The organism is Thermobacillus composti KWC4, from assembly GCF_000227705.2.
In the GTDB taxonomy this organism is placed as follows: domain Bacteria; phylum Bacillota; class Bacilli; order Paenibacillales; family Paenibacillaceae; genus Thermobacillus; species Thermobacillus xylanilyticus.
The window spans coordinates 3,615,886-3,640,723 of the sequence record NC_019897.1; the positions used below are offsets into that span (position 1 = coordinate 3,615,886).

General features: G+C 56.5%; 17 protein-coding genes and 1 pseudogene. 12 read left to right on the plus strand and 6 right to left on the minus strand.

Annotation, left to right across the window (positions count from 1 at the left end):
• The first annotated feature begins 130 nt into the window (after positions 1 to 130).
• Both THECO_RS16495 and THECO_RS16500 read left to right on the plus strand, forming a co-directional pair.
• Positions 131 to 556, plus strand: coding sequence for a hypothetical protein (locus THECO_RS16495; protein ID WP_015256169.1), 426 nt, complete (start codon positions 131 to 133; stop codon positions 554 to 556).
• On the plus strand, positions 553 to 3,600 hold the full coding sequence (locus THECO_RS16500) for an FG-GAP repeat domain-containing protein (protein WP_015256170.1): 3,048 nt from the start codon (positions 553 to 555) through the stop codon (positions 3,598 to 3,600). Before THECO_RS16495 ends, THECO_RS16500 begins: the two co-directional genes overlap by 4 nt.
• A gap of 10 nt (positions 3,601 to 3,610) precedes the next feature.
• Here THECO_RS16500 and THECO_RS16505 read toward each other — a convergent pair whose 3' ends face one another.
• Positions 3,611 to 4,123 (minus strand): hypothetical protein, encoded by a 513-nt coding sequence (locus THECO_RS16505; protein WP_041853967.1) that lies wholly within the window; start codon positions 4,121 to 4,123, stop codon positions 3,611 to 3,613.
• 477 nt (positions 4,124 to 4,600) lie between these two features.
• On the opposite strand from THECO_RS16505, the gene THECO_RS16510 reads away from it, so the two are divergent.
• On the plus strand, positions 4,601 to 6,070 hold the full coding sequence (locus tag THECO_RS16510; RefSeq protein ID WP_015256171.1) for an IS1380 family transposase: 1,470 nt from the start codon (positions 4,601 to 4,603) through the stop codon (positions 6,068 to 6,070).
• Between the two features lie 307 nt (positions 6,071 to 6,377).
• Here the strand turns inward: THECO_RS16510 and THECO_RS16515 are convergent, their stop codons facing one another.
• Together THECO_RS16515 and THECO_RS16520 are read right to left on the minus strand one after the other, a co-directional pair.
• Positions 6,378 to 6,878: a YwgA family protein gene (locus THECO_RS16515; protein WP_015256172.1), complete on the minus strand. Its 501-nt coding sequence runs from the start codon at positions 6,876 to 6,878 to the stop codon at positions 6,378 to 6,380.
• Positions 6,879 to 6,883: 5 nt separating this feature from the next.
• Positions 6,884 to 8,191, minus strand: coding sequence for an HD domain-containing protein (locus THECO_RS16520; protein ID WP_015256173.1), 1,308 nt, complete (start codon positions 8,189 to 8,191; stop codon positions 6,884 to 6,886).
• A 147-nt stretch (positions 8,192 to 8,338) separates the two neighbouring features.
• Here THECO_RS16520 and THECO_RS16525 point away from each other — a divergent pair.
• Positions 8,339 to 8,614: pseudogene (locus THECO_RS16525) on the plus strand (NADPH-dependent FMN reductase); the annotation flags it as partial.
• Between the two features lie 104 nt (positions 8,615 to 8,718).
• Positions 8,719 to 9,762, plus strand: a complete 1,044-nt coding sequence (locus THECO_RS16530) for a DUF1835 domain-containing protein (RefSeq protein ID WP_015256174.1) — start codon at positions 8,719 to 8,721, stop codon at positions 9,760 to 9,762.
• A 4-nt stretch (positions 9,763 to 9,766) separates the two neighbouring features.
• Here THECO_RS16530 and THECO_RS16535 read toward each other — a convergent pair whose 3' ends face one another.
• Together THECO_RS16535 and THECO_RS16540 are read right to left on the minus strand one after the other, a co-directional pair.
• Positions 9,767 to 11,227, minus strand: a complete 1,461-nt coding sequence (locus THECO_RS16535) for a sensor histidine kinase (protein ID WP_015256175.1) — start codon at positions 11,225 to 11,227, stop codon at positions 9,767 to 9,769.
• Entirely contained in the window at positions 11,217 to 11,945 is a 729-nt protein-coding gene (locus tag THECO_RS16540; RefSeq protein WP_015256176.1) for a response regulator transcription factor, read from the minus strand. The genes THECO_RS16535 and THECO_RS16540 overlap by 11 nt, the downstream gene beginning before the upstream one ends.
• 151 nt (positions 11,946 to 12,096) lie before the next feature.
• Here THECO_RS16540 and THECO_RS16545 point away from each other — a divergent pair, with 151 nt between their 5' ends.
• Both THECO_RS16545 and THECO_RS16550 read left to right on the plus strand, forming a co-directional pair.
• A complete protein-coding gene (locus tag THECO_RS16545) occupies positions 12,097 to 14,367 on the plus strand; it encodes an alpha/beta hydrolase family protein (protein ID WP_015256177.1) in 2,271 nt (756 codons plus the stop codon).
• Between the two features lie 57 nt (positions 14,368 to 14,424).
• Entirely contained in the window at positions 14,425 to 15,150 is a 726-nt protein-coding gene (locus THECO_RS16550; RefSeq protein ID WP_015256178.1) for a CPBP family intramembrane glutamic endopeptidase, read from the plus strand.
• 78 nt (positions 15,151 to 15,228) lie between these two features.
• Here the strand turns inward: THECO_RS16550 and THECO_RS16555 are convergent, their stop codons facing one another.
• On the minus strand, positions 15,229 to 16,671 hold the full coding sequence (locus THECO_RS16555; RefSeq protein WP_157373604.1) for a hypothetical protein: 1,443 nt from the start codon (positions 16,669 to 16,671) through the stop codon (positions 15,229 to 15,231).
• A 206-nt stretch (positions 16,672 to 16,877) separates the two neighbouring features.
• On the opposite strand from THECO_RS16555, the gene THECO_RS16560 reads away from it, so the two are divergent.
• From THECO_RS16560 to THECO_RS16580, 5 genes are all read left to right on the plus strand, one after another.
• A complete protein-coding gene (locus THECO_RS16560) occupies positions 16,878 to 18,347 on the plus strand; it encodes a type I restriction-modification system subunit M (protein ID WP_015256180.1) in 1,470 nt (489 codons plus the stop codon).
• On the plus strand, positions 18,340 to 19,512 hold the full coding sequence (locus tag THECO_RS16565) for a restriction endonuclease subunit S (RefSeq protein WP_015256181.1): 1,173 nt from the start codon (positions 18,340 to 18,342) through the stop codon (positions 19,510 to 19,512). Before THECO_RS16560 ends, THECO_RS16565 begins: the two co-directional genes overlap by 8 nt.
• 25 nt (positions 19,513 to 19,537) lie before the next feature.
• Positions 19,538 to 22,891: a DEAD/DEAH box helicase family protein gene (locus tag THECO_RS16570; RefSeq protein WP_015256182.1), complete on the plus strand. Its 3,354-nt coding sequence runs from the start codon at positions 19,538 to 19,540 to the stop codon at positions 22,889 to 22,891.
• 240 nt (positions 22,892 to 23,131) lie between these two features.
• Complete coding sequence (locus tag THECO_RS16575; protein ID WP_015256183.1) at positions 23,132 to 23,803, plus strand: response regulator transcription factor; 672 nt, start codon at positions 23,132 to 23,134, stop codon at positions 23,801 to 23,803.
• Positions 23,804 to 23,805: 2 nt separating this feature from the next.
• Entirely contained in the window at positions 23,806 to 24,810 is a 1,005-nt protein-coding gene (locus tag THECO_RS16580; RefSeq protein WP_015256184.1) for a sensor histidine kinase, read from the plus strand.
• Positions 24,811 to 24,838: the final 28 nt, after the last annotated feature.

A 24,838-nucleotide genomic window follows, 5' to 3' on the forward strand; every position in this document is an offset into this window, starting at 1 on the left:
TGTTCTCGATAAACACCATTCTACCAAAGATTTGGGCACTTTTTTATGTTTTCATAGGATCGCACTTTCGAAATTCAGGGTCATTATTAAATGCCAGCGTCTTCCTGTGGCATCTCGGGTGGTCGGTATCGTGTTTTATATCCGGAACAATCTGCGGTTGGTATTCTATCATCTGATCCTGCTGCTGCTCATCGCCGCCGCGGGCTACGGCCTATGGAGGGCGGGCGTGGACACCTTTCATATGATCGGCTGGTTCCCCGCCGTCATCGTGCCGGGCTCTTTCGTCATCGGCCTGTTGCTCACCCCTCATCGCAAAGCGCTGGGCAATGTGCTGTCCACCCTGTCCCTGCTGATCATCAGCCTGCTGCTCTATCCGGTCTACGCCCTGCATGACCTGGCGTTGGACGCGATTTATATGTACGGCCTGTTCCATCTGCCGTACGCCTGGCTTCCGCTGGTCGATTCGTTCCATGCCGTCAATGTGCTGCTCATCACCCTGCTGCCGTTTCTGGCCGCCACTCTGGGAATATTCGTCAAGCGGAGGCTTGTCCGATGAGATTGTCGTTGAAGTTGCTATGGAAAAAGCTTCTCCCGGCCATCGTCCTGCTCGGCCTGCTCACCCAATGCGTCGGCGGTTCGGGAGACATCTCGCCCGTTCTTCCCGCCTCGCTTCTGAAGGAAGCCGAGGCTGCGCCGGCAGCGTCCGGCCCGGAAATCCATGTCGATGTCCTGTTCCTGCACGGCTCCGGGGGGATCAGCGCCGCCGGCATTCTCCATCACCTGCGGCAAACCACGGTGGCGAACGCGCGGCTGACGGTTCGGCAGCTGGATGCGGCCGCCATCGATGACTCCTATGATCTGGTGTACCTGGACCGGGACCTGACCGGCGAACCCGCCTGGCCGGAAGTCCGGGACCGGCTCATCGCCTATGTCGAGCAAGGCGGCATCCTGTTCCTGTCCCATGAATATGCGGACGCCTTCCCTGCGGCATTCACCGGCATCGCGGCCATGACGCCCATCGAGGATACCGAGCTGAACTTCGCGTATCCGGAAGTGCGCCGCAACCTGCAGGGGATTCAGCGGGTGTGGCAGTCGTTCAGCGACATTTACGGCCGTTACAACGGGTTGAATCCGAAGTTTCATATTCATTTCGAAGAAGGCGCCGTGACGGATCAGGCCGTGCCGCTGGTGAAGAAGGGCGACCTCGCGCTGCTCACGGCCAATCAGGCGGGCGACGGCACCGTCATCTGGGCCAACAATTTCCTGCCGAACGAGCAGTTCATCACCCGCTTCGATCTGCAGGCCGAAGAAGGACAGAAATATTTCCACTTCGGCTATGCCAGCGCCAACTATCTGTTCCGGACGGAACTGATCAAGTTCGCCGCGAAGGAGCACCACGGCTTCTCCGTGCAGAAAGCCTACGGCCCGTACGGCAGACCGGGGATGGCCTGGCAGGCGCACTATGAGGCGCTGTATTCGTTCGTGCTGCGGGACATGATCAAATTCACCGAGCTGCTGGAAAAACACGACCAGGTCCCGACCTACTCCGTCGTGCGCGGCAGCTACAACGGCGGCGTCTGGATGGAATCGCTCCGCTATCTGGAGAACATCGGCACCGACCAAGCGCCGCGGTTCGTCAATATGGAAAGCGACTCCTTCTTCTCCGCCGGCCGGGCGCTGACGACCAAGAAGGCGAACATCCATTTCGGCCGGGTGCCGGGATACAACTCGTTCCTGTCGCAGCTCGACACCAGTTGCCGGGCCTACCCGACAGCCGTCGACTGGAACCGGGACGGCGCGACGGACTTCATCATCGGCACGCATGACGGATACGTCTATTTCGCGGAAAATGACGGCGAGGCAACAGACCTCGTCTTCAAGAAGCCCGTCAAGCTGAAAGGCGTCCGGACGGACAGCGACGCCGCGCCGTTCGTCGTGGACTGGGACGGCGACGGTCACCCCGATCTGGTGCTCGGAAGCGGCAATGGCGAAGTCGTCCTGTACCGAAATAACGGCAAAAACAAGCTGAAGCTTGCGGGAACCTTCACCGCCGGCGGCCAGGCGCTGTCCGTCGCCGGAGCAGCCGCGCCCGCCGCCGCCGATTGGGACGGCGACGGCATCCCGGATCTCATCGTCGGGGACGCGGAAGGCAGCCTCCATCTGTTCAGGGGGACCGCCTCCGGTTCGCTCGAGCTTCACCCGGCCGAACCGATCCGGGCGGACGGCGAGCCGGTGAACGTCGGACGGTACGCCGCGCCGTTCGCGACCGACTGGAACAGCGACGGCATCCCCGACCTGCTGGTCGGCACCGAAAGCGGAGAGATCGTGCTGCTGGAAGGCCGGGAAGACGGCACGCTGACGAACAAAGGGCCGCTTACGGGCGAGGAATACAATTTCTTCGGCACGAACACGATCAAGCCGGGGCGCAACGCGGTGCCCGTTGTCGTCGACTGGAACGGGGACGGGAAGAAGGATCTGATCACGGGACATCTGGAATTCGGCAGCCCTTACGCCATCGACAGTCCGCTGTTCCCCTATCCGAAGGATCTGCGGGGGAACCTCCGGTACATCCAGCGCAAGCATCTTCCGCTCATTCCGCACATGTACCTGCATGAATACATGTCGGACGAACGGGAGAAGCAGGAGATCGCCCTGCACAAGGCGGCCTTCCACGCGCTCGGCCTGGAATGGGACGACGACATGGGCGTCAACCATCATACGTGGCGAATCAACAAGGACGCGCTGCAGACGTTCCGCAACCAGCGGGAGGCGGGGATCTGGTGGAACTTCGGGTTCAATCCGCCGAACGTGAGCACGGCGCCGCGGGATGGGGCGGAGTTCCTGTTCGTCATTCCGTTCCTGCTGCCCGACGACAGCGGCGATACGCCGTCCGAGCCGTTCATGCTGTTCTCGCCGGCGCCCCACCCGCTCAACTACGGCATGGCATGGGACAGCCTGGCGCAGTTCGACATTCCGCTCATCAATTTTGAGCATATCGAGCACAGCATGAAGCCGGGAACGGATCTGTACGAGAAGCTGCTCAAGATGATCTCCGCCATGAACCGGGTCCGGGAGACGCACAAATACACCTTCATGACCGAGCAGCAGATCGCCCGGTCGCTGCTGAACACGTTCTATGCCGATGTGAAAGTGCAGGCGGACGGCGGACAGATTTATCTGACGCCTGACGGCTCGCAAGTGCCCGCCAATGTGAAGGAATACGCCGGCACGCTCGGCGTGAAGCTGGAGCTCGGCGAGGCGTACGCGGACCGCGAAGTCGACACGTCCGGCATGTTCTATTACGAGGGCAATGGCGGGCATTACATCGGCATTCCCGGGCCGACGGCGGTCGATCTTGTCGACTCGTCCAAGATAACGGAGCGCCTCCATGTCGTCCGCAGCAACGGCCCGGTCGCGTTCACCGTCCGGGAGGGCGCGCTGGAGCTGCAGCTTGACGCGCAGGGGATGCAGGAGATCGAGATCTACTCCCCCGAGCCGCTCAACGTGACGGGCAAAAATCTGCGCGTGAAGCGCGACGGCAACCATTACACCATCATCCATTACGGCGAGCGGGCTCAAATGAAGCTCAAGATTCGGTGACGCACCCGAATCATTGGTAGGATTCCAGCACATAAAGGGTTCGGAGATCGGGATTCAGGACGGCGATCAGACGGTCGCCGTCCGATTCATTTTTGACAAGGTAATAATCCTGTTCATCGAAAACCGGCGGGTGCTGTACGAACAATTGCGCGATTTTCTCGCGGTCTTCCGGGTACCATTGCTGCAGATCCGTCATGAAGGCATCAATCAATGCGGATACGTAGCCGGCCGCGGACTCGATGCTGACCCAATCGGGCATGGCAAGCATCTCCCGGACCGCTTCCTCGCTGTAACGGGCGATCGAATACTGCGCATGGTCCCTTCCGGGGTATGCGAGAATCCGCTCAAGCTGCTCCGGCTCGGGCGTATCGAATCCCCAGTTCAAACGCCACACTTCAGCCTGTGTCCTCTCCAGCGATTTGCTGACTTCCGTGATCACGACAAGCAGCGCCAAGATCGCTGCAAGGATCGCGCCAATCCAGACGATCAGCCGCGATCGCGATTTGCCGGTTCCGGCGGCCATCCAATCCCTCCTGATGCATATTGGAAATTGTACATAAAATTGAAAAACGGTGAAGTGGGGACATAAAGTCCCCACTTCATCTTAATCCTGTATATAAATTGTAATACTATAAGGCACAATGGCGCCAGCTTCTTGAGCATCAGCAGCATGGTTATTCACCCATGTGACAAAAGCACTGGGAACCCCATTGGAAGTCGTATAGTTCTGGTGTTCAAAATCATATATGTCGTAAAGTCTGAGATAAACCTTCCATGAACCGTTAATCTTTTCAGCCCCGGCAATATAAGACACTTTATTCAGGCTTAAATATGAAATCGGAAAGTAACCTTATCAAAAGTTGAAAGATCCGTGTCGTGATAGTGTTTCTTCGTCATAAAAAGATGCTAATTTTTTTGCAAAATAAACAGGACACTGCAAGCCTCTTGTCTAAGGTTAAACCACCACGAATAACCAACGAGAGGAAGTGTCCCTAGCAACATGGTACCACAAGCAACCAACCATGCGCCAGAACAAAAAACACGCCGCGAACGCCGAATTGAAATTCTTGCGGATCGTCGCCGAATCAAGCATATCATGAAGAAGTTGAGACCGGTCACATTCGACAACAACACCGTCACGGAAGCCGGCAACTTCCAGTTCCTTGCCAGGTTCAAGGAACTCATCGGTCTGGATGCCCTGATCGAAGATCACTTCCATCTGGAGCAAAAAGCCAACTGTGTCTACCCAGCCTCTAAGCTTGTCGATTATTTGCTGGACTGCGCGCTGCTCGGCCACACGCGTTTTTCGCATATGAATGCCCTGCAGTCGGACCCTGGTTACCAGATCGCGACCGGTGTCGACCGCTTTCCTGACGAAAGCACCTTCCGCGGCTTCTTGGGCAAGCTTTCCTGGAGCCATCTGATTCAGCTTGTCGCCTTAAATCGGGATTTGCTGGCACGCAAGGCGCGGACGGGCGAAAAGCGCTTGGTCTGGATCGACATCGACGATACGGTCATCACGCTGTTCGGTGAACAAGAAGGCGCAACAAACGGCTACAATCCGCGTTACCACGGACGCCCCTCATACAAAATCCGGGTTGCCTTCATCGCCGGAAGCGGCGAGCTCATCCACTTGCATGTGAATCCCGGCAACACGAACGGCATGAAGGATCTGCTCTCGTTCGTTAAAGAAATCGAGGCGATGTTGCCGCCGGAATGGATCATCGAAGGCATCCGGGCCGACTGCGGTTTTGCCGATGACGCTGTCATGGCGTACGCTGAAGAACGGGGGTGGCAGTACATCTTCAAACTGCCGAAGAAGGCCACTGTGAAGAAGGCGATTGCCTACCTTGAGCAACATCCGGCATTCTGGGAAACGCTGTCGGAAAAACAAGAGGACATCACGTTCGCGACCGAAGACGATCGTTGGGCTGCTGCCGACATCCCGATTCTCCTCACCAACTGGGAGAAAGCACGGCGCTGCGTCATCTACCGGGAAGCCCACGAAACCGAGCGTACAACCGATGACCAATTGACGATGGCACTTACGACCTATTCCTTCCAAGCCATCGTCACGAATGCCGATCTCAAGCCTTTGCCGCTGCTTCGCTCGTACAACAAGCGGGCCAACATCGAGAATCGCATTGATGAATTGAAAGAAGGTTATGCGGTGGAACAGAACAGCCAGCATTCCCTGCTCCGGAACCTGCTGTTCAGCTGGATCAAAGCCATCGCCTACAACGTGATGGTCTGGTTCAAGCAGACGCTGATGCCGGAGTCGCTCAAGCGGTGCGAAGTCCAAACGATTCGCCGGTCGGTGATCCGGGTGCCCGGCAATGTGGTCGGCTCCGGCCGATACCAGCATATCCGGCTTGCGCCGAATCCGACACTCGCTGGCATCGTCGAAACCATACAATACAAGCTTCGCGCGTTTGCTGAACAATTCGTGCCCATTCAGCAAATGGCATGACGGATGAATGCATCTCCTGAACACGACGAAACGAGAACCTGTAAAATCACAGGCTTCTTTGGGTTTGCCAAAAAAGCGATTTGCACTCCCGTGTGAATGCAAGAAGATTCGAAGTCCCGTTCCAAAACCTGCATCGAAACGGGGATTCCAGAGACAATGACGAGTTATCCACAGTCTTGAGTTATCCACATTCCGATTTCATGTTCTAATCCTTTTTCAATTGTAATCGGATGCTAGATCTGTTGTAATTTTTTCACTAAAACAACTAGACCCGACCTAACGCGGTCGGGCCAAAAATCTAATCGAATCACTTGGAACGAGTAGCTACCTGTTCATTATAATAAGAAATTGCTTTGTCCACCAAATCCTTCAAATGGCTTTTCAATTCAATCGCCTTGTTCTTTGCTTCGCCGGGTTCATATCCAGCATTTATAAGAAAAGCATATGTGCTTACCATCTCAAGAAATTGCGAGCTTTGCTGCACCATGGATTGCACAAGTTCTTTGTCAATCGCAACAGTTATCCCGAACTGGTCCAGCTTCTCCTTGAACTTCCGTCCTTTATCTGTAATCTCATAAACGTAGGTCTCGTCATGTGTCGTCTCACGAAGAAAGCCCTGTTGCGCCAAATCATTCAGTTCTGCCTGCAGCTCCGCGGAATATGGTCCGTAATAATGGTACTCGTATTTGAAAGGCATCCGAGTTCCTGCCGCCTCCAGCAGATGAACCATCTTCTGGATTTTTTTTCGTCCGTACACTTTTTCAACTACGGAAAAGATGCTCAGCACACTGCTGGCTGCTTCGAACATCAGTTTCACCCTCCAAAAATCTCTTCTATGTATTGTTTCGGCATGAATAATCGGCGAATCGATATCGGTTTGTTTCGGATACTGTTGATGATATCCGAAACTTTCGACAACTCGGTGCCATTTCCTTTATGATCAAACAACAAAATGTATTCGGAGGCTTCACGTTCTTCTTCTTTTTCATCAGTTTTGGGTTTTTGAAGGATATAGGAGTCCTTATACGAACTGCTTTTTGCATCGTCTATCGCTAAGTAATAATTCTTAAGCAAATCTTGGTTGCTAAAGTAATTCGTAATTCTCGTCCACATTTCCATATCGTACATCTCGCTCATCGGAACCTCTTTAAAAAAGTCCCTCTTCAGCAACCGGCTGCTCAGATCACTCAGTATCGGGTCCGAATGTTTGCTCCATTGATAGAAATAATGCCAAACGGTATGATCTGTGAGATTGATATAATGGACCAGTGCTTTGTCGGTCTGTCCATTGCACTCAAGGACGGCTATCAGATCATCGGGCAAATCGATCTGCTTGTCGTGAAATAATTCCATGGCCCTCTTAAATATTTTGTCCACAATAAGCTCGGCGCTCCGTGTTGTTTTGTGAAAATATACATTAATATACATATAATAGCGCGCCATTACGAAGTCTTCCGCGATACTCAATCCTTTATTCCGATCCAGTCCGACTTCGACCTCGCCGTTATGTTCGCCGATACGCAACACGTTGATCAACCATTCGAGGTCAAAGGAACCATAGCCCGCCCCGGTCAATTTGGAATCCCTCAGCAAATAATCAACACGGTCTGTATCGAGTTGACTGGAGAGCAATTTGACAACCGCCTTGGATGTATGCGTACGCTGGACAATCTCTGCAACTTCATGAGGATTGATTCCGTGCTTATGCAATACGCTATTGACCTCAGTGTCGCCACGAATGATCTCAATCGTCCATCGCTCGTGGTTTATTTCGGTTGTCTTCTCCAATGCGTGTGAAAACGGTCCGTGACCTACATCGTGAAGCAGCGCTGCTGCTAATAATTGCTTGCGATAATCGTTCAACTCGTTGATATATTGCCGAAATCGCTCTTCCTTTAAACTGCAAATCTTATTAACAAATCTTTTCATCAAGTGGGTAACGCCGATGGAATGCGCAAACCGGGTATGTTCCGCTCCAGGATATGTAAACGGAGATAGCCCCAACTGCTTAATATGCCTTAATCGCTGAAACTCCTGCGTATCTATTAATTCCAATAATACAGCTTCCTCATCTTTATCAAAATATATTATGTTATGGACGGGATCACGAATAACTTTCATTGGCCGCCTCCCACAATGAGAATATATGTTCTCATTATACTTTATTATCCTGGAACCTTCAATATTGTAATAATATTCTTTTTTATTCCAATTAATAGTAAAATATATTCTATTTTAAATCTTGCTTATGTGCCCTTCCATTTTCTGCTCGACCTTGCCCGCGAGGCGTGGAACAACAAGGCGGCAGGCATCGTCAGCTACGGCTCCACCGGCGGCGCGCGCGCGGCGGAGCATCTGCGCGGCATACTGGGCGAATTGATGATCGCGGACGTCCGGACGCATCCGACGCTGTCCCTGTTCACCGACTTCGAAAACATGACCGTCTTCAAGCCGGCCGAGCGGCACCGGCAGACCGTGAACGAAATGCTGAATCAGCTGATCGCCTGGAGCGCGGCGTTAAAGCCGCTGAGAGCGAAGCAATAAACAGTCGCCGTCGAGCAAAGCCCTGTACGGATGTGCAGGGCTTCTCGTCTTGTCTTGGGGGGATGCGAACGGGTAAGATCCTTTATAAGAGGAGGCTGGAGCGGATGAACGAAATCATGGACATCAAAAAAGCCGTCGATAGTCTGAGCCCCGACAACGCGAAGTCGATCCTGCGGCTTGTGCTGCACCAGATCCGGCTGCTGAAAGAACAGACGGCGTCCCCTGAAGGCGCCGCCGCCGGACTGATGGAGCTGTACGACCGGCTGATGACGTACGATGATCGCAAGCTTTCCTGGGATCCGGATCCCGGCTGCACCCATGTCCACATCGTGACGGGCGAATCCTTCGCAGGCAGCATGAAGCTGGCGCTGCGGGAGCTTGGCCGGGCAGATACGCACAAGATCGTCACGCTGAATGACAATTACGCCATCGGCCCGATCGGGGGCCTCGACACGCCGGAAGGCCGGCAGGCGCGGCGCGACTGGTTCAAGCACAACATCGCGGCCGCGCTTGAGGATGACGCGGATTCCGAAGCAGAATACGACGCGTTGCTCCGGAAACTGGATCAAATTCCGGAGCAGGCGGAAATCATCGTCTGGGCCAGCCGCAGCGTATATGAGCAGACGGGCATGCGGTACGCGCTGCATCTGCTCCGCCATAAGCCCAACGCCATCCGCGTATGCGACGCCTGCGCGATCTGCGATACGCTCGACAAGCGTCCCGATCATTCCGAAACCTACAGACGATCCGGTGAAATCGTGCCGGACAAGCTGCGGGAAGCGCTCCTGCAAGCGGAACACGGCAGCCGGCTGTCCGCCGGCGACATCCGGCGGCTTGCGGAAGAGTGGACGGCGATCGCGGAACAGGGCGGCGTGCTGCGCATCTGGCGGGACGGCGCGGTGCGGGAGGTTCCGGCGGATCATTTTGACCCGTACCTGCTGGAGATGCTGGAACAGGTGACGAACGCTGCCGATGCCGGCGGGTTTGTCAAAGCCGCACGCATAGTCGGGGCGGCCATCGGCCATTGCGAACAGGACATCGGTGACGCCTATTTTGAATACCGGCTGCGAGAGCTTATCTATGCAGGTGTCCTGGAGGTCCGGGGAATCCCGGCGGGGCTGCGCTATTACAGCGTCAGGCGAAAATAGTCCCTTACCTTCTCCGCTCCGCCGCGCTGATGCCGCCCATGGACGCAGCCGTCTCCCCCGCCTTCGGCAATGTCAGCACAAACCGCGTCCAACGGCCGCCGCTGTCGAGCTCGAGTCTGCCGCCATGCTTCTCCGCGATATGCCTGGCGATGGTCAAACCGAGCCCCGATCCGCCGTCGCTCTTGCGCGCGGCGTCGCCGCGGACGAACGCTTCGAACACACGGGCGCGCAATTCGGCGGGAATGCCGATGCCATTATCGGCGACCTCAAGCCGCACTTCGCCGGGACCGTCGATGAGCGACAGCCGTACATGCGTCCCCGGCTGGTTGTATTTCAGCGCGTTCGCCAGCAGATTCGAGATCGCCCGGTACAGCAGTTTCGCATGAATCGGCACGGGCAGTTCGTCCGCCGGGATGTCGCATTCGAACACCATCCCCTTCTCCTCGAACAGATCGTAATGGTCGACGGCCATTTCGCGCGTGAACTCCGCCAGATCGCATGTCGTCTTGGCGACGGGATAGTCGGGGACCTCCAGCTTCGCCAGCTCGAACACGTCGTCGATCAGTTCCGAGACCAGCTTCGTCTTGCCGTGGATGAGGCTGAGCGTCCGCTGCCGCGCGGCTTCATCCTTGATGACCCCGTGCTGAAGCGCCTCCGCGTAACCCCGGATCGTCGTGATCGGCGTCCTCAAATCGTGCGAAATATGAACGAGCATCCGCTGCTTGCTCTCGGCCATCCGCCGGTTGTCCGCTTCGGCTTGCTCCAGCTTTTCCGCCATCTTGTTGAAGCTCTCCTGGATTTGCGCAAGCTCGTAATTCGCTTCGACGCGAAGCCGCTCGTGGTAGCGCCCGTCCGATATGCTGCGGATGCCCGCGGCAATCGCGCCGAGCGGGTTGGTCAATCTGACCGCGGTCAGGCGGCTGTACACGTACACGTTGAGCCCGAACAGCAGGACGAACAACGCCCCCGTCTCGGCCAGCGCGATCCAGAAGATGTTCCAGTTGGCCGCTGTCATCTCGCTCAGCACGACATCCGTCCGGACATGCTGTTTCGGCAGCCTGACCAGGACGTACCGGCGCTCTCCGTCATTCGTATGGAATGGCGCGATCGACGCGTAGAACGGATTGTCGTCCGTATCATGAAACAGCGCGTTCAGCTCCCGCTCCGTATAGCCCGCCGCCGCACCGTCCCGCTTCTCCCCCCTGACCTCCAGAATCCGCAGCTGCTCGTCGAGAATTTCCACCCAGCCATCCACCGCCTCGATCGCATCGGTCCGGATATCGGCCTGATCCGGACGGGCGATGGCATGGGCCTGAAGCGGCGACATATCTTCGGCGGGCATCCGCGCGTTGGTCCTCGCCACGAAAAACAGCAGCAACACGATGAAGCTTACGCCAAGCGACAGGGAAAAAAGGATATAGCTCCTGAGCAGCATCCCGGACAGCTTTCTCGGTTTACGGCGCATTGAGTTCTTCCTTCTTCGCGAACCGGTATCCGAGCCCGCGAACCGTACGGATGTAAAAGGGCTCCCGCGGCGAATCCTCGATCTTGTCCCTGAGCCGGCTGATCTGCACCATAATGGTGTTGTCATCGGCGATATACGAATCGGACCACACCTGCTCGAATATTTGTTTCTTCGTATAAATGCGCCCCGGCTTGCTCATGAACAGCTTCAGCAGCTTGTATTCTATCGCGCTCAACACGATCGGCTCCCCCCGCTTGTACAACAGGCACGCTTCATGATCCAGGACCAGCTCGCCAAGCCTTGTTTCCGCGGCAACCGCGTTCGACCCCGTTCCCGCCGCACCCGCTTCGTTAAATTCATATGTTCTCCGCAAATGCGCCTGGATTCGGGCCACAACTTCCAATGGACTGAACGGCTTGGAGATAAAATCGTCCGCGCCGAGACCAAGTCCGGCAATTTTGTCCGCTTCCTGATTTTTCGCCGACAAGACAATCACGGGGATCGTGGAAGACTTCCGTATCCATTGCAGGAGCTTGAAACCGTCCACATAAGGCATCATGATGTCGATCACCGCCAGGTCGATCGACGCGCGGGCGAACATCTCCATCGCGGCCTGTCCGTCAGAGGCTTCGAGAACGTCATAGTCCGGCTCGAGAAATAGTTTCAGCATGTCCACGATGTCCTGTTCGTCGTCGACCAGCAGTATCGTTTTGCGCATCGCCGCACCACCTCACCACCTCGTAATGTTCGCACCGCGCGTCCGATCTCCTGCCATGTAAGGATAATTTAAGGAAGGCGACAGGAGGCGGAAAGACACGGATTCTATCCTGAGCTTGGCAGCAACATTCACCTGGGAGAGAGGTCATGAAATGGCTGAAACCAAGCTTTCTGAACGTGTCATGAACCGGACCTGGCGGAAGCGGCTGATGACGACCGTCCGGCGTCTGCCTCCGCTGTCTCCGGGATGGAAGGGGGCGGCGATCGCGCTCTCCGGCACCGCCGGCATCCTTTTTCTCGTCCAGAGCTATCTTCTGATCGGGTCGCGGGGACCGGGGGATTACGTGATCGGAACGACCGTGTTCCTGCTCGCCATCGCGCTGATCAGCGGCGGTATCGCGGGCCTGCTGCATGTTGCCAAGCGCATCCCTTCAAGGTACATCGGCCCGGCGATTGCTTCCTTCATCCTGTTGTTCATCAGCTTCATCGGCCCGATGACGGTGATGGTGATCGTCACCTTGTCCATACTGGCGGGCTGCTCCTTGTCGGGTGCGCTTGTGTACCGGTGGATGCGGGGCGCGTATCGCGAGGCGAAGACGCTGAAGAAGACGGCGGCCGGCATCGCCGCGGCGGTGACAGCCGTGATGACGATCGGCATCGGAACCTGGCTGGTCGATGACGGGCGCGCGAAGCTGGCCAAGCCTTACCGGCTGTCGGTCACGAAGCCGGCTGAACGTTACCCGGCCGTGCTGGACAATCCGGCGGAGCCGGGGCCGTATCCGGTGCGCACCTTGACCTACGGGAGCAAGGACAGCTACCGCGCCGTCTTCAACGCGGAAGATTCGCTCATCACGGAGCCGGTGGACGGCTCGGCCTTCGTGGCGAACTGGTCCTCCCTCCGTACGAAGACATTCGGCTTCGGACCTGAAGCGATGCCGTTGAACGGGCTCGTCTGGTATCCGGACGGCGACGGGCCGTTCCCGCTCGTGATGATCGTGCATGGCAATCATCTCGCCACCGATTATTCGGACCCGGGGTATGCCTATCTGGGGGAACTGCTGGCGAGCCGCGGCTATATCGTCGTGTCGATCGACGAAAATTTTCTCAATACGTCGCCCTTCGACGACCTGTTCATGCTGAACGTGCTGGAGAACGAAAACCCGGCACGCGGCTGGCTCATGCTGGAGCACCTGAAGGTGTGGGAAGAATGGAACGGGACGGAAGGCAATCCGTTCCACGGCAAAGCGGACATGAGCCGGATCGCGCTGATCGGCCATTCCCGCGGCGGCGAGGCGGTGACCGTGGCGGCGGCTTACAACCGGCTGCCGGCATCGCCGGAGAACGGCGGCATCGCGTTCGATTACGGTTTCGGCATCCGATCCGTCATCTCGCTGGCGGGCACTGACGGCCAATACGAGCCGGCGGGCCGGCCGACGGAGCTGACCGACCTGAACTACCTCGCCCTTCAAGGCTCCCACGACATGGATGTCAGTTCCTTCGCCGGAGCCGCACAGTACAGCCGGATCGGCTTTACGCCGGGCAGCGACTATTTCAAAGCGTCGGTCTATATCTACGGGGCCAATCACGGACAATTCAACACGGTATGGGGCCGCAGCGATGCGCCGGGACTCGGCAACCTGCTGTATAACCGAGCCCAGCTGATCCCGCAGGAAGAGCAGCTGCAAGCGGCGAAGGTGCTGATCTCGTCCTTCCTCGAGGCAACCTTGTACGAGAAGACGGAATATCGCGCGATCTTCCAGGATCTCGGCCACGCAAGGGAATGGCTGCCGGATACGATGTACATCCACGATTATGCGGATTCCCGGACGACGCTCGTCAGCACCTTCGACGAAGATATCGATCTCACCACGACCACGCTGCCCGGCGGTCAACTGATTGGCGAGCAGCTGGCGGAATGGAAAGAAGAAAAGGTCGAAATGAAATTCGCCCCCGGTCCGTACAGCGCCGTTCGCCTCGGATGGGACCGGGACCGGGCCCGCGGCACGCCCTCCTATACGATCGTTCTGCCCGATACCGGGCTTGCCGTCCCGCCGGATGGCTCGATCGTCTTCTCCGTGGCGGACCGGTCGGAGGCGCGGGAAGAAATGACGGATCTGACCGTACAGGTCGAGGATGTGCACGGCAACACCGCTTCCATGCCGCTGAGCGCCGCCGGAGGCTTGCTACCGATGCTGGAAGGCGGTATTGTGAAATGGCCGTTGACGTCGCTGATGCCGACCAGGGAGCCGGTATTTCAAACCTTCGCATTCCGGCTGTCCGACTTCGGCCGCGTCAACCCGGCGTTCCAGCCGGAGCGGCTCAGCCGGATCCGCCTCGTATTTGACAAAACCGCCGCAGGCTCCATTTATCTGCGCGATGTCGGCATTCGTGACGACGTTGCCGTCAGCCATGCGGACGAATGAGAGATTGGAAAAGTTGACCATCCATAACCCTATGACAACGACAAAGAGGTGCTGACTGTGAAAAAAGTGTTCGCCGCATTGGTGCTGGGACTGGCGGCAGGTGCCGTACTGGGATTGCAGCAGACGATGACCTTGACCCCTGATCAGGAAGCTATGATCGTCGCCCAACTGGGTTCGAAGCAAGTGCTTGTGCTGCTCGCCATGCTGCAGACCGCGGCATGGGCGAGTGTTGCCGCCCTGGCGGGAGCGTGGGCTTCACCGAAAGTCAACCTGAACAAACCGTTTGTTGTCAGCAGAAGAAGCATTGCTGCGGCGGCAGGCATCGGACTGTTGTCGGCCGGCTTGATCGCCATTCCGGAAAAGCTGATATTCGCGGAAGCGTTGGGGCTCCCGGACCGTTTTGAGTTTTCCTGGCTGTACTTTCTCGGGAGCGTGCTCTACGGAGGCGTCATCGAGGAAATTCTTCTCCGGTTCGGGCTCATGACGGTCATCGTCTGGCTGCTCGGCCGGCTGATGAAATCCGCGGATCGCAGCGGCGTCTATATCGCGGGAATCATCATTGCCGCATTCGTTTTTGCAGCAGGACATCTTCCTGCCGCTGTGCAACTGTTCGGTTTCAGCGCCGTGACCGTCACCCGCACGATGCTGCTGAATTTTCTGCCAGGCATCGGATTCGGCTATCTGTACTGGAAACACGGACTGGCCTATGCGATGCTCGGACATATCTCCACCCATGTCATCAATCAGTTGATCCTGCTTCCGGTATTGTTCAATGTCCTGTAACCCATGCCTGGCCCGGTCCCGATGCGGACCGGGTTTTGCTTTTCGATATGGCCTCCGGCAAGTGACACCCATAAGCACTCACCTGTTCAATTCCGGAATCGAGTACGCCGCTTCCCCGCTCCAGGGAAAGGGCACCATCAGACGCTCCTTCATGGCATGGATGGAAGCGGTCGGCACATGGAGCAAATCCGCGGCATCGCCGCCGGCGATCAGCGCCACCCAGTCCTCGTTGACCGGTATCGCTCTATACCACTGCCCGTCGTCAACTGCGAGCGGTCGGGCGCCGTCGTCGGCCAATCCGACGATCTGCCATTTGCCTTCGGCATGCTTCAGCACACTGCCCCGGGTCAGCGGGAGCATATCGTCCGCCGGCTCGAGGGCGATCAATTCCCCGGTCGTCCAGTCCATCACGCGCCGCTCCCGATGGTACGTATCCCGATTTTCAATATACTCGACGAACAGCTTGTCACCGTCGATGAACTTGACGCCCTCGGGATAAACCCCCATATATTGGCCACTGTCGCGGAACACATCGCGGAATACCCGCGGCTCACGATCCGTCACCTGCTCATGCAGGTACAGATCCCCTTCCAACTCCCGTTTCTCATTCTCGTGCAGCGTCACCACGACCAGCTTGCCGGAAGGCGCATGGTAGTCGAAATACACCCATTCAACCGGCGCCGATGCCGCCCAGACCACCTGTTCCAGACCTGTTCCGACATCGTAAAGCACGATGGACCGGTCCTTCCGATAGAGCAGAACATCATCATCCCTAAGCCAAACCGGCGACGCCGCATCGAGCAGCATGAGCCGGTTACCCTCCCGGTCAAGAAGGGTGTAGTGGTAAACAAAGAAACTTTCCCTCGCCGCCGTCTCTTCCGCCAGCACATCTTTTCCGGACGGGGAACGGTCGAGCCGGGTGTAGGAAATGAGGGATTTCAGGAACGTGTCGCGATTGCCCGTCGACGGATCGAAGAACGCAAAAGTTTTGGGACGGGTTGGTTGTATGAAAATGCCGTGGTCTTCCTGCACTGGCCGGGCCAGGCCATCCGCCGCACGGGCATGGCCGAACCCAAAGTAGAAGTCCCCGTATTCTTCTGTGGCGGCCGTGTCTTCCCATCTGAGGCGAACCGTCACCGCGCTGTCGGAATGCCAGTCGTATTCGACCTCAAGCCCCTCAGCTACGAGCCCCTGTGACTCGACGCTCGCGTGGTCCACAGGATGGGAGAACGTCACATGGTACGCATGGGTTTCGCCGGCCAGCACATAATCGCGGATGCCCCTTTCCCATGTCGCCGGGTCCGCGTCCGCCGACCGGGAAATCTCGTAGGTGAAAGGAGACAGGGGGCGTTCGTCTTCCCCTTGGGTGGAGTCAGATGACGGATCGGTGACGCCCTTTTCCCCATCCTGCGAAACATTCGTTGTCTGCTGAGCCGGGTTTGCCTCTTTCCCGGCCTTGTCCGCACAGGCTGACAGAACCAGAACGGCAGCCAACACCGTTAACAGCAACATCCGTCCCAAAATGATTTCCCGCCTTGATCCACCCGTTGCAGCGCGCATCCCCGTCATCCCTGCTCCTTTTGCCGGATTCTTGTTTGCACAATTAGACGTATAAAGGGCAAGGAAAGTTTTTTACATCGGAGTCTTGTCGATAAATATAGAAATATGTAACTTTAACGATTCATGCTAAAATAAAAGATAGAGAAGATAGAAAGGCTGATATTTCCATGCTGACCGGTGAAATTCGCAACAAAGTAGACAAGATATGGACAGACCTCTGGGCGGGTGGAATCACCAACCCGATTACCGTCATTGAGCAGTTGACGTACTTGATGTTCATCCGTTCCCTGGACGAGAAGGAGCTGGAAAACGAGCAACTGGAGGCGCTCACCGGGGAATCCGTGCCGAAGATTTTTCCGCAGGATGCCGAAGGGCAATCCATGCGGTGGAGCAAGTTCAAGACGAAAGACCCGCGAGAAATTTACGATATCGTGAGCACGAAGGTGTTCCCGTTTATCAAGACGCTCGGCGGCGAGCAGGCGACGGCATTTTCCCGTTACATGCAGGATGCGATTTTCCTCATTCCTACGCCGCAGGTGCTGCAGAAAATCATCACGGGACTGGACGAGCTGTATGAGCACGACATCGAGGATCTCGACATGCAGGGAGACCTGTACGAATATATGCTGAGCAAGCTGTCCACGGCGGGCCAGAACGGACAATTTCGCACGCCGAAACATATCCGGGATCTGATGGTTCGGCTGCTGAAGCCGACGCCGGACGACCGGATCTGTGACCCCGCATGCGGGACGGCCGGTTTCCTTGTGTCCGCTGCGGAATACATACGCGAAACCCATGGCAACAGGATGACACCGGAACAGTGGGAACATTTCGCGTCTTCGCTCATGACCGGGTTCGATACCGACCGGACGATGCTGCGCCTGTCGGCCATGAACCTGATGCTGCACTCCATCACGAATCCGAGGATTGACTATCTGGACAGTGTGTCCAAGGAGAACAACCACGCATCCGAGTTCAGCATCATACTCGCCAATCCGCCATTTACGGGAACGGTCGATGCCGAGAGCATTCACGACAATCTGAAGGCCGTCTGCAATACGAAGAAGACGGAGCTTCTCTTCGTCGCGCTGTTCCTTCGGATGCTCCGCAAGGGCGGCCGCTGCGCCGCGATCGTGCCGGACGGCGTCCTGTTCGGCACGACGAAGGCTCACAAGTCGCTGCGCAAGGAACTGGTGGAGAACCACAAGCTCGAAGCCGTCATTTCCATGCCGAGCGGCGTGTTCAAACCGTACGCGGGCGTCAGCACGGCCATTCTGGTTTTCACGAAGACGGACGCCGGCGGCACGGACCAGGTCTGGTTCTACGACATGAAGGCGGACGGCTTCTCGCTGGACGACAAGCGGAATCCGATCGAGGCGAACGACATTCCCGACATTCTCGCCCGCTTCCATAACCTCGAAGCCGAGAAAAACCGCAAGCGGACGGAGCAGAGCTTCTTCGTCGACAAGGCCTCGATTGCGGCGAACGAATATGATCTGTCGATCAACCGATACAAGGAGATCGTGTACGAGATGGTCGAATATGACCCTCCGGCCGTGATCCTGGACCGTCTGGAGAAGCTGAGCACCGAGATTGCATCGAAGATGCAGGAGCTGAGGGGGATGCTCGGTGAGTAAGTGGGAGAAGGTTCGGCTGGGGGATGTTGCTGCGGTTATATCCGGATCAACCCCCAGAACCAATGAACCCAGTTATTGGGACGGGGACATCAATTGGGTGACGCCAGCTGAAATTGATGATGATACTGTTTTTGTTTATGAAACCCAAAGGAAGATCACCGAAAAAGCAGTTCTGGAAGGTTCCATGCGATTAATCCCCGAAGGTACGGTTTTGCTGACATCCCGTGCTCCCATTGGCAAAGCAGCCATTGCGGGTACGGATATGTACTGTAATCAAGGGTTCAAAAACTTGCTCTGTTCTGATGAAATTCATAATAAGTACCTATATTGGTTTCTTAAAGGAAAGAGTGATTATTTAAATTCTCTTGGCAGGGGAGCTACTTTTAAGGAAATATCAAAAGCTATAGTAGAAGACATTCAAGTGCCCCTCCCTGCCAAAGAAGTTCAGATACAGATCGCGCGTGAATTTGACGCAGTCTCCGAACTAATGGCTCTTCACAAGCGCCAACTCGAGGAATTGGATCAATTGATCAAGTCGGTGTTTTATGAGATGTTTGGGGATCCACTCAGAAATGAGCAAGGTTGGGAGAAAAGGAGCATTTCAGAGATAAGTTACATTAACCCCAACAAAAGTGAGTTGGGAAACTTAAATGACGATACCCTAGTTTCATTTATACCCATGAATTCTGTTTCAGAAAACGGCGAAATTGATACAAGCCAAACCAGAGAATATCAAGAGGTCAAGACAGGATACACCTACTTTAGAGAAAATGACGTATTGTTCGCCAAGATCACTCCGTGCATGGAAAACGGAAAGGGAGCCGTAGCGCGAAATCTTTGCAACGGAATCGGATTCGGCTCCACGGAATTTCACGTGTTGCGGCCCATTGAAGACGTGACTGACAGCGAGTGGTTGTACCGACTCACAAGCCTGCCTGCTTTTCGAACACACGCAGAAAAAAACATGACCGGCAGCGCAGGGCAAAAACGGGTGCCCGTATCATTTTTCGACAAGTTTTCGATCGGATTGCCGCCGTTTTCCTTGCAACAAAAATATACAAGGATCGTAAATCAAATCGAATCCCAAAATTCCCTAGTCAAACAATCCATCGACGAGACGCAGCGACTGTTTGACAGCCTCATGAGCAAGTACTTTGACGACTAAACCGACGCCAAAGGAGTGAGCAAGCATGGCTGCAAACTTCGATTTCCTCCGTAACCGAACTGAATATCAGATGTTTGCAGCCGCTTGCCTTGAGGCGGAGCGGGTGCTCGCGACCTCGCCTGCGATGTCGGCCGTGGGCAGCCGGAAAGCGTTGGAATTGGCCCTGAAGTGGGTGTACGCGGCGGACAATACAATCCGGATGCCCTACAAGGACAACCTGCAGTCCCTCCTGCACGAGCCGACGTTCCGATTCGCCGTCGACAACAAAACATGGTCGAAGCTGCTCTATGTCGTCAAGCTGGGCAACATCGCGGTCCACACCGACAAGGCCGTGACACGGAGCGAAGCGTTGCTTGCCCTTCAAGCGGTGTTCGAGTTCGTACAATGGATCGACTATTGCTACGGCTCGGAATATGAAGAGCGCTTCTTTGACGAGAACCTGGTGCCCTCCCAGACCTTCGAAATCGATGAAGCAAAAATCCTGGAGCAGCAAAGCCTGCTGGAACAGAAGGAATCGGAGATCAATGCGCTGCGGGCCCAGGTCGCCGCGCTCAGCGCGAAGTACACGGGCGAGAAGGAACGTCACAAGGAAGAGCGGCATTTCACGCCTGTTGATCCGTCTGAATACGAGACGCGCAAGAAATATATCGACGTCGATCTGAAACTGCTCGGCTGGACGTTCGGGGACGATGTGCGCGAAGAGGTCGAAGTGACCGGCATGCCGAACGCCGAAGGTGTGGGGTACGTCGATTACGTGCTGTACGGCAAGGACGGCCTGCCCCTGGCGCTGATCGAGGCGAAGCGCACGTCCAGGGATCCGAAAATCGGCACCCACCAGGCCAAGCTCTACGCCGACTGCCTGGAGCGGATGACGGGCCGACGTCCGATCATTTTCACGACGAACGGGTTCGAGACGAACATCTGGGAATCGCCCGACGTGCCGCAGCGCAAGGTCAGCGGGCTGTTCTCGCGCCGCGATCTGGAGAAGCTGATTAACCGGCGAACGAGCCGAAGGTCACTGCACGAGATCCGCATCGACGATCGAATCACGGATCGCCCTTACCAGAAGGAAGCGATTCGCGCCGTCGCCGCCCATCTCGAAGCTGGGCACCGGAAGGCGCTGCTCGTCATGGCCACCGGCACGGGAAAAACGCGAACCGCCGCCAGCCTGACCGACGTGCTGTCGCGCGGGGGCTATGTCACCAACGTACTGTTCCTCGCCGACCGCCGGTCGCTGGTGTCGCAGGCGAAGAACGACTTCGCCAAGTACCTGAAGGACATGACGCTCTGCAATCTTCTGGACCAACGGGAGGATAAGCTGGCCAGGATCGTCTTTTCCACCTATCCGACGATCCTCAACACAATCGACACCGCCAAATCGGAAGACGGTTCTCGTCTTTACACGCCGGCGCATTTCGACCTGATCATCATCGACGAGGCGCATCGCAGCATCTTCAACAAGTATCGCGCCATCTTCGAATATTTCGATGCCCTTATGCTTGGCCTTACGGCGACGCCGAAAGCGGAGGTCGACCGGAACACGTACGATTTTTTCGAAGTCGAGCGCGGCGTCCCGACCTATGCGTACGAGTATGAAACAGCCGTGTACAAGGATCATGTGCTCGTGCCGTACTACAATATTGAGGTCGGACTGAAGTTCCTCACCGAGGGCATCACCTACGACGAACTGTCTGAGGAGGACAAGGCGAGGTACGAGGAAGATTTCGCGGATGAGGACGGCAACATGCCGGAAGAGATTCCCTCGCCGGAGATCAACGAGTTCATTTTCAACCAGCACACGGTGGATACGGTCATCCAGGATCTGATGACGAAAGGCATCAAGGTCGCGGGCGGCGACCGGATCGGCAAGACGATCATCTTCGCCCAGAACAAGCGCCACGCCCAATACATCGTCGACCGGTTCCACAAGCTGTATCCGCATCTGGGCGGGCAGTTCATCCAGAAGATCACGTACGAAGACGCCTATGCCGAAGACGCCATCACCAACTTCAAAAAAGCCGACAACAACCCGCACATCGCCGTCTCCGTCGACATGCTGGACACGGGCATCGACGTTCCGGAAGTGGTCAACCTCGTGTTCTTCAAGCGGGTGCGGTCGAAAACGAAGTTCTGGCAGATGATCGGCCGGGGCACGCGGCTGTGCCGGGATCTGTTCGGTCCTGGTGAGGACAAGGCACACTTCGTGATCTTCGATTATCTCGGCAACTTCGAATTTTTTCGGCAGCACAAGGAAGGCTTGTCCGAAGGCGAAGTCGTCAGCCTCACAGAGGCCATTTTCCGAAAACGGATCAAATTGATCCACCTGCTTCAGCACGGGGATTTCGCGGCCGCCGAAGGCCGGGAGATGCGAGAGGGTCTGATCGACATCGTCGTCGGGCAGATCGAGGCGCTCAATCCCGATCTGATCGCCGTGAAGCTCAGGCTGCAAGTTGTGGAGAAATACAAGCACCGGCGCGCTTTCCTCGCGCTGTCCGAATCGGACGTGCTCACGCTGGGCAGGGAACTGGGCCCTATCGTGTACATGGATGAGCGGGACGAGCATGCGAAACGGTTCGACAATCTGATGTACGGTCTGATGGTATATTCGCTTGAGGGAAGCAGGCAGTTCGCCCGGAACAAGAACGCGTTGAAGGAGATCGCGCGCAACCTGCTGACGGAACGCGCAACGATTCCCGCCGTCCGCGCCAAGCTGGAGCTCATCCGGACGATCGAGTCGGAAGCGTTCTGGGAGAACGCGACCATTTTCGATTTCGAGCGGATTCGCGTAGAACTTCGCGAGTTGGCCAAGTTCACCGTCGACGAATCGGGCGGTGCCAGCCCGATCTACACGAATCTCCGGGACGAGGTGCTGTACGTCAAGGAAGGCGAGCCGATCGACAGCGGGTATGACTTTGAAGATTACAAGTTGAAAGTGAACCGCTATATCGAGGAGAATCGAGACCATATTGCGATCTACAAGCTGCGCAATAACACTCCGCTGACGGCGGCCGATTACGAAGCGCTAGAAAGAATCTTTACCGGCGAATTGGGTACCGCTGAAGACTACAAGCGCGAGTTCAAGGATACGCCGTTCGGTTTGCTGGTGCGCAAGATCGCCAAACTCGAGCCTGATGCGGTCAATCAGGCCTTCTCGGAATTCATCAACGACGAATCGCTGACACAGCAACAGATCGTGTTCGTCCGCAAAGTGATCGACTATATCGTGCAGAACGGCTATATCGAGAACGCCGCCGATCTGGCCAAGCCGCCGTTCGACAAACCGCAAAGCTTCCTGAAGCTTTTTGACGGCGCGAAGCAGAAGAAGCTGGTGGAGACGGTAAAGGCGATCAAGGAAAATGCGGTAAAGATCGTCGGTTAACTTTATTCAACAGCCCGGTCCCCCATGCGGACCGGGTTTCGCTCATCCGAAAAAAATAAAGAGCCACGCAATCCGAGGAATGAGTGACTCTTCTGCTTGGTGGTTTCCGCCTCCGTAGAGAAGGAGGAAAGCATTTACCATAATCATACAGAGAACGGATGGAATAAGTCAATCCCTTGATCCCCCCTTCTTTATCCCCCGCCCCCAAACCCTCTATAATAAACCCATGGAGGGACGGCCATGTTCAAGATCATGATCATCGAAGACGATCTGACGATCGCCCGAACGATCAGCGAGCACCTCAGCCAATGGGGCTACGACGCAACCTGCGTCACCGAGTTCCACAACGTGGCAGACCAGGTGCTGCGCGCAGAGCCGCAGCTTGTGCTGCTCGATATCGCGCTCCCCTTCTACAACGGCTTCCATTGGTGCAGCGAGATCCGCAAGTTCTCCAAGGTGCCGATCATCTTCATTTCCTCCGCCTCCGACAATATGAACATCGTCATGGCGATGAATATGGGCGGCGACGACTTCATCGCGAAGCCGTTCGACCTGCACGTGCTGACGGCGAAGGTCGGCGCGCTGCTCCGCCGCACCTACTCCTTCCAGGGGCAGGTGAACGTCCTCGAACACAACGGCGTCGTGCTGAACCTGAATGACGCCACGCTGACGTATCAGAACCACAAGATCGAGCTGACGAAGAACGATTTCAAGATCGTGCAGCTCCTCATGGAGAATGCCGGCCGGGTCGTCTCGCGGGACGAGATGATGCAGCGGCTGTGGGAGAGCGACCAATTTATTGACGACAATACGCTGACCGTCAACATTACGCGGCTGCGCAAGAAATTGGCCGAAGCGGGGCTGGAACAATGGATCGTCACGAAAAAAGGGCTCGGCTATCTGGTGGAATGAGCATGAGCCGCTGGAAACTGCTCGCCGCCTACGTCAAGCAGAATCTCCTCCTGATCCTGACGGCCGCGGGATCGGCGGGCATTTTTCTTGCGGTCATCGCCTTGTACCAACTGCCGGCCGAAACGGTCGGTTACGCCTCGGTGCTGACCGCGCTTTTCCTGCTCGCCGTCGGCTTCATTCGCTTCCGTCATTTCTGCCTGAAACACCGGGCGCTGGAAGAACTGCGCGGCCAGATTACCGTACCCGCCGTGCCGCTGCCCGAAACCGCGAGCCTGATCGAACGGGACTACCAGGAACTGATCCGCCTGCTCGACAAGGAGCGCGGCAGGATTGTCTATGACAAAGACCGGGCATTCCAGGAGATGGTGGAGTACTATACGATCTGGGCGCACCAGATCAAAACGCCCATCGCCGCCATGCGGCTGCTGCTCCAGACCGACAGCGCCCCCGACAAGGACGAGCTGGCCGAGCAGCTGTTCCGCATCGAGCAATATACGGAGATGGTGCTGCAATTCATCCGGCTGGGGGGCACCGGAACGGATTTCGTGTTCCGCACGGTATCGCTGGACGACTGCATCAAGCAGGCGGTGCGGAAATACGCCAAATCGTTCATTCGCAAGCAGATCAGGCTGAACTACGACCCGATCGACGCCGAGGTCCTGACGGATGAGAAGTGGCTCGTCTTCGTCCTCGAGCAGCTGCTCTCCAACGCGCTGAAATATACCCCACAGGGGGAAATTTCGATCTACATGCATCCAAACCGGCCGCAAGCGCTGGTTATTGAGGATACCGGCATCGGCATCGACCCGGCCGACCTGCCGCGCGTGTTCGAGCACGGGTACACCGGGTTCAACGGCCGCGCGGACAAGAAATCGACCGGCATCGGCCTCTATCTGTGCAAGCGCATCATGGACAAACTGTCCCACACGATCGAGATCGAGTCCGAGGTCGGCCGGGGCACGAAGGTGATCCTCGGCTTGGAGAGCGCCCCGCTGGATGTGAGGTAGCGGGCTTTGCCCTGCAGACTGCGCCGCA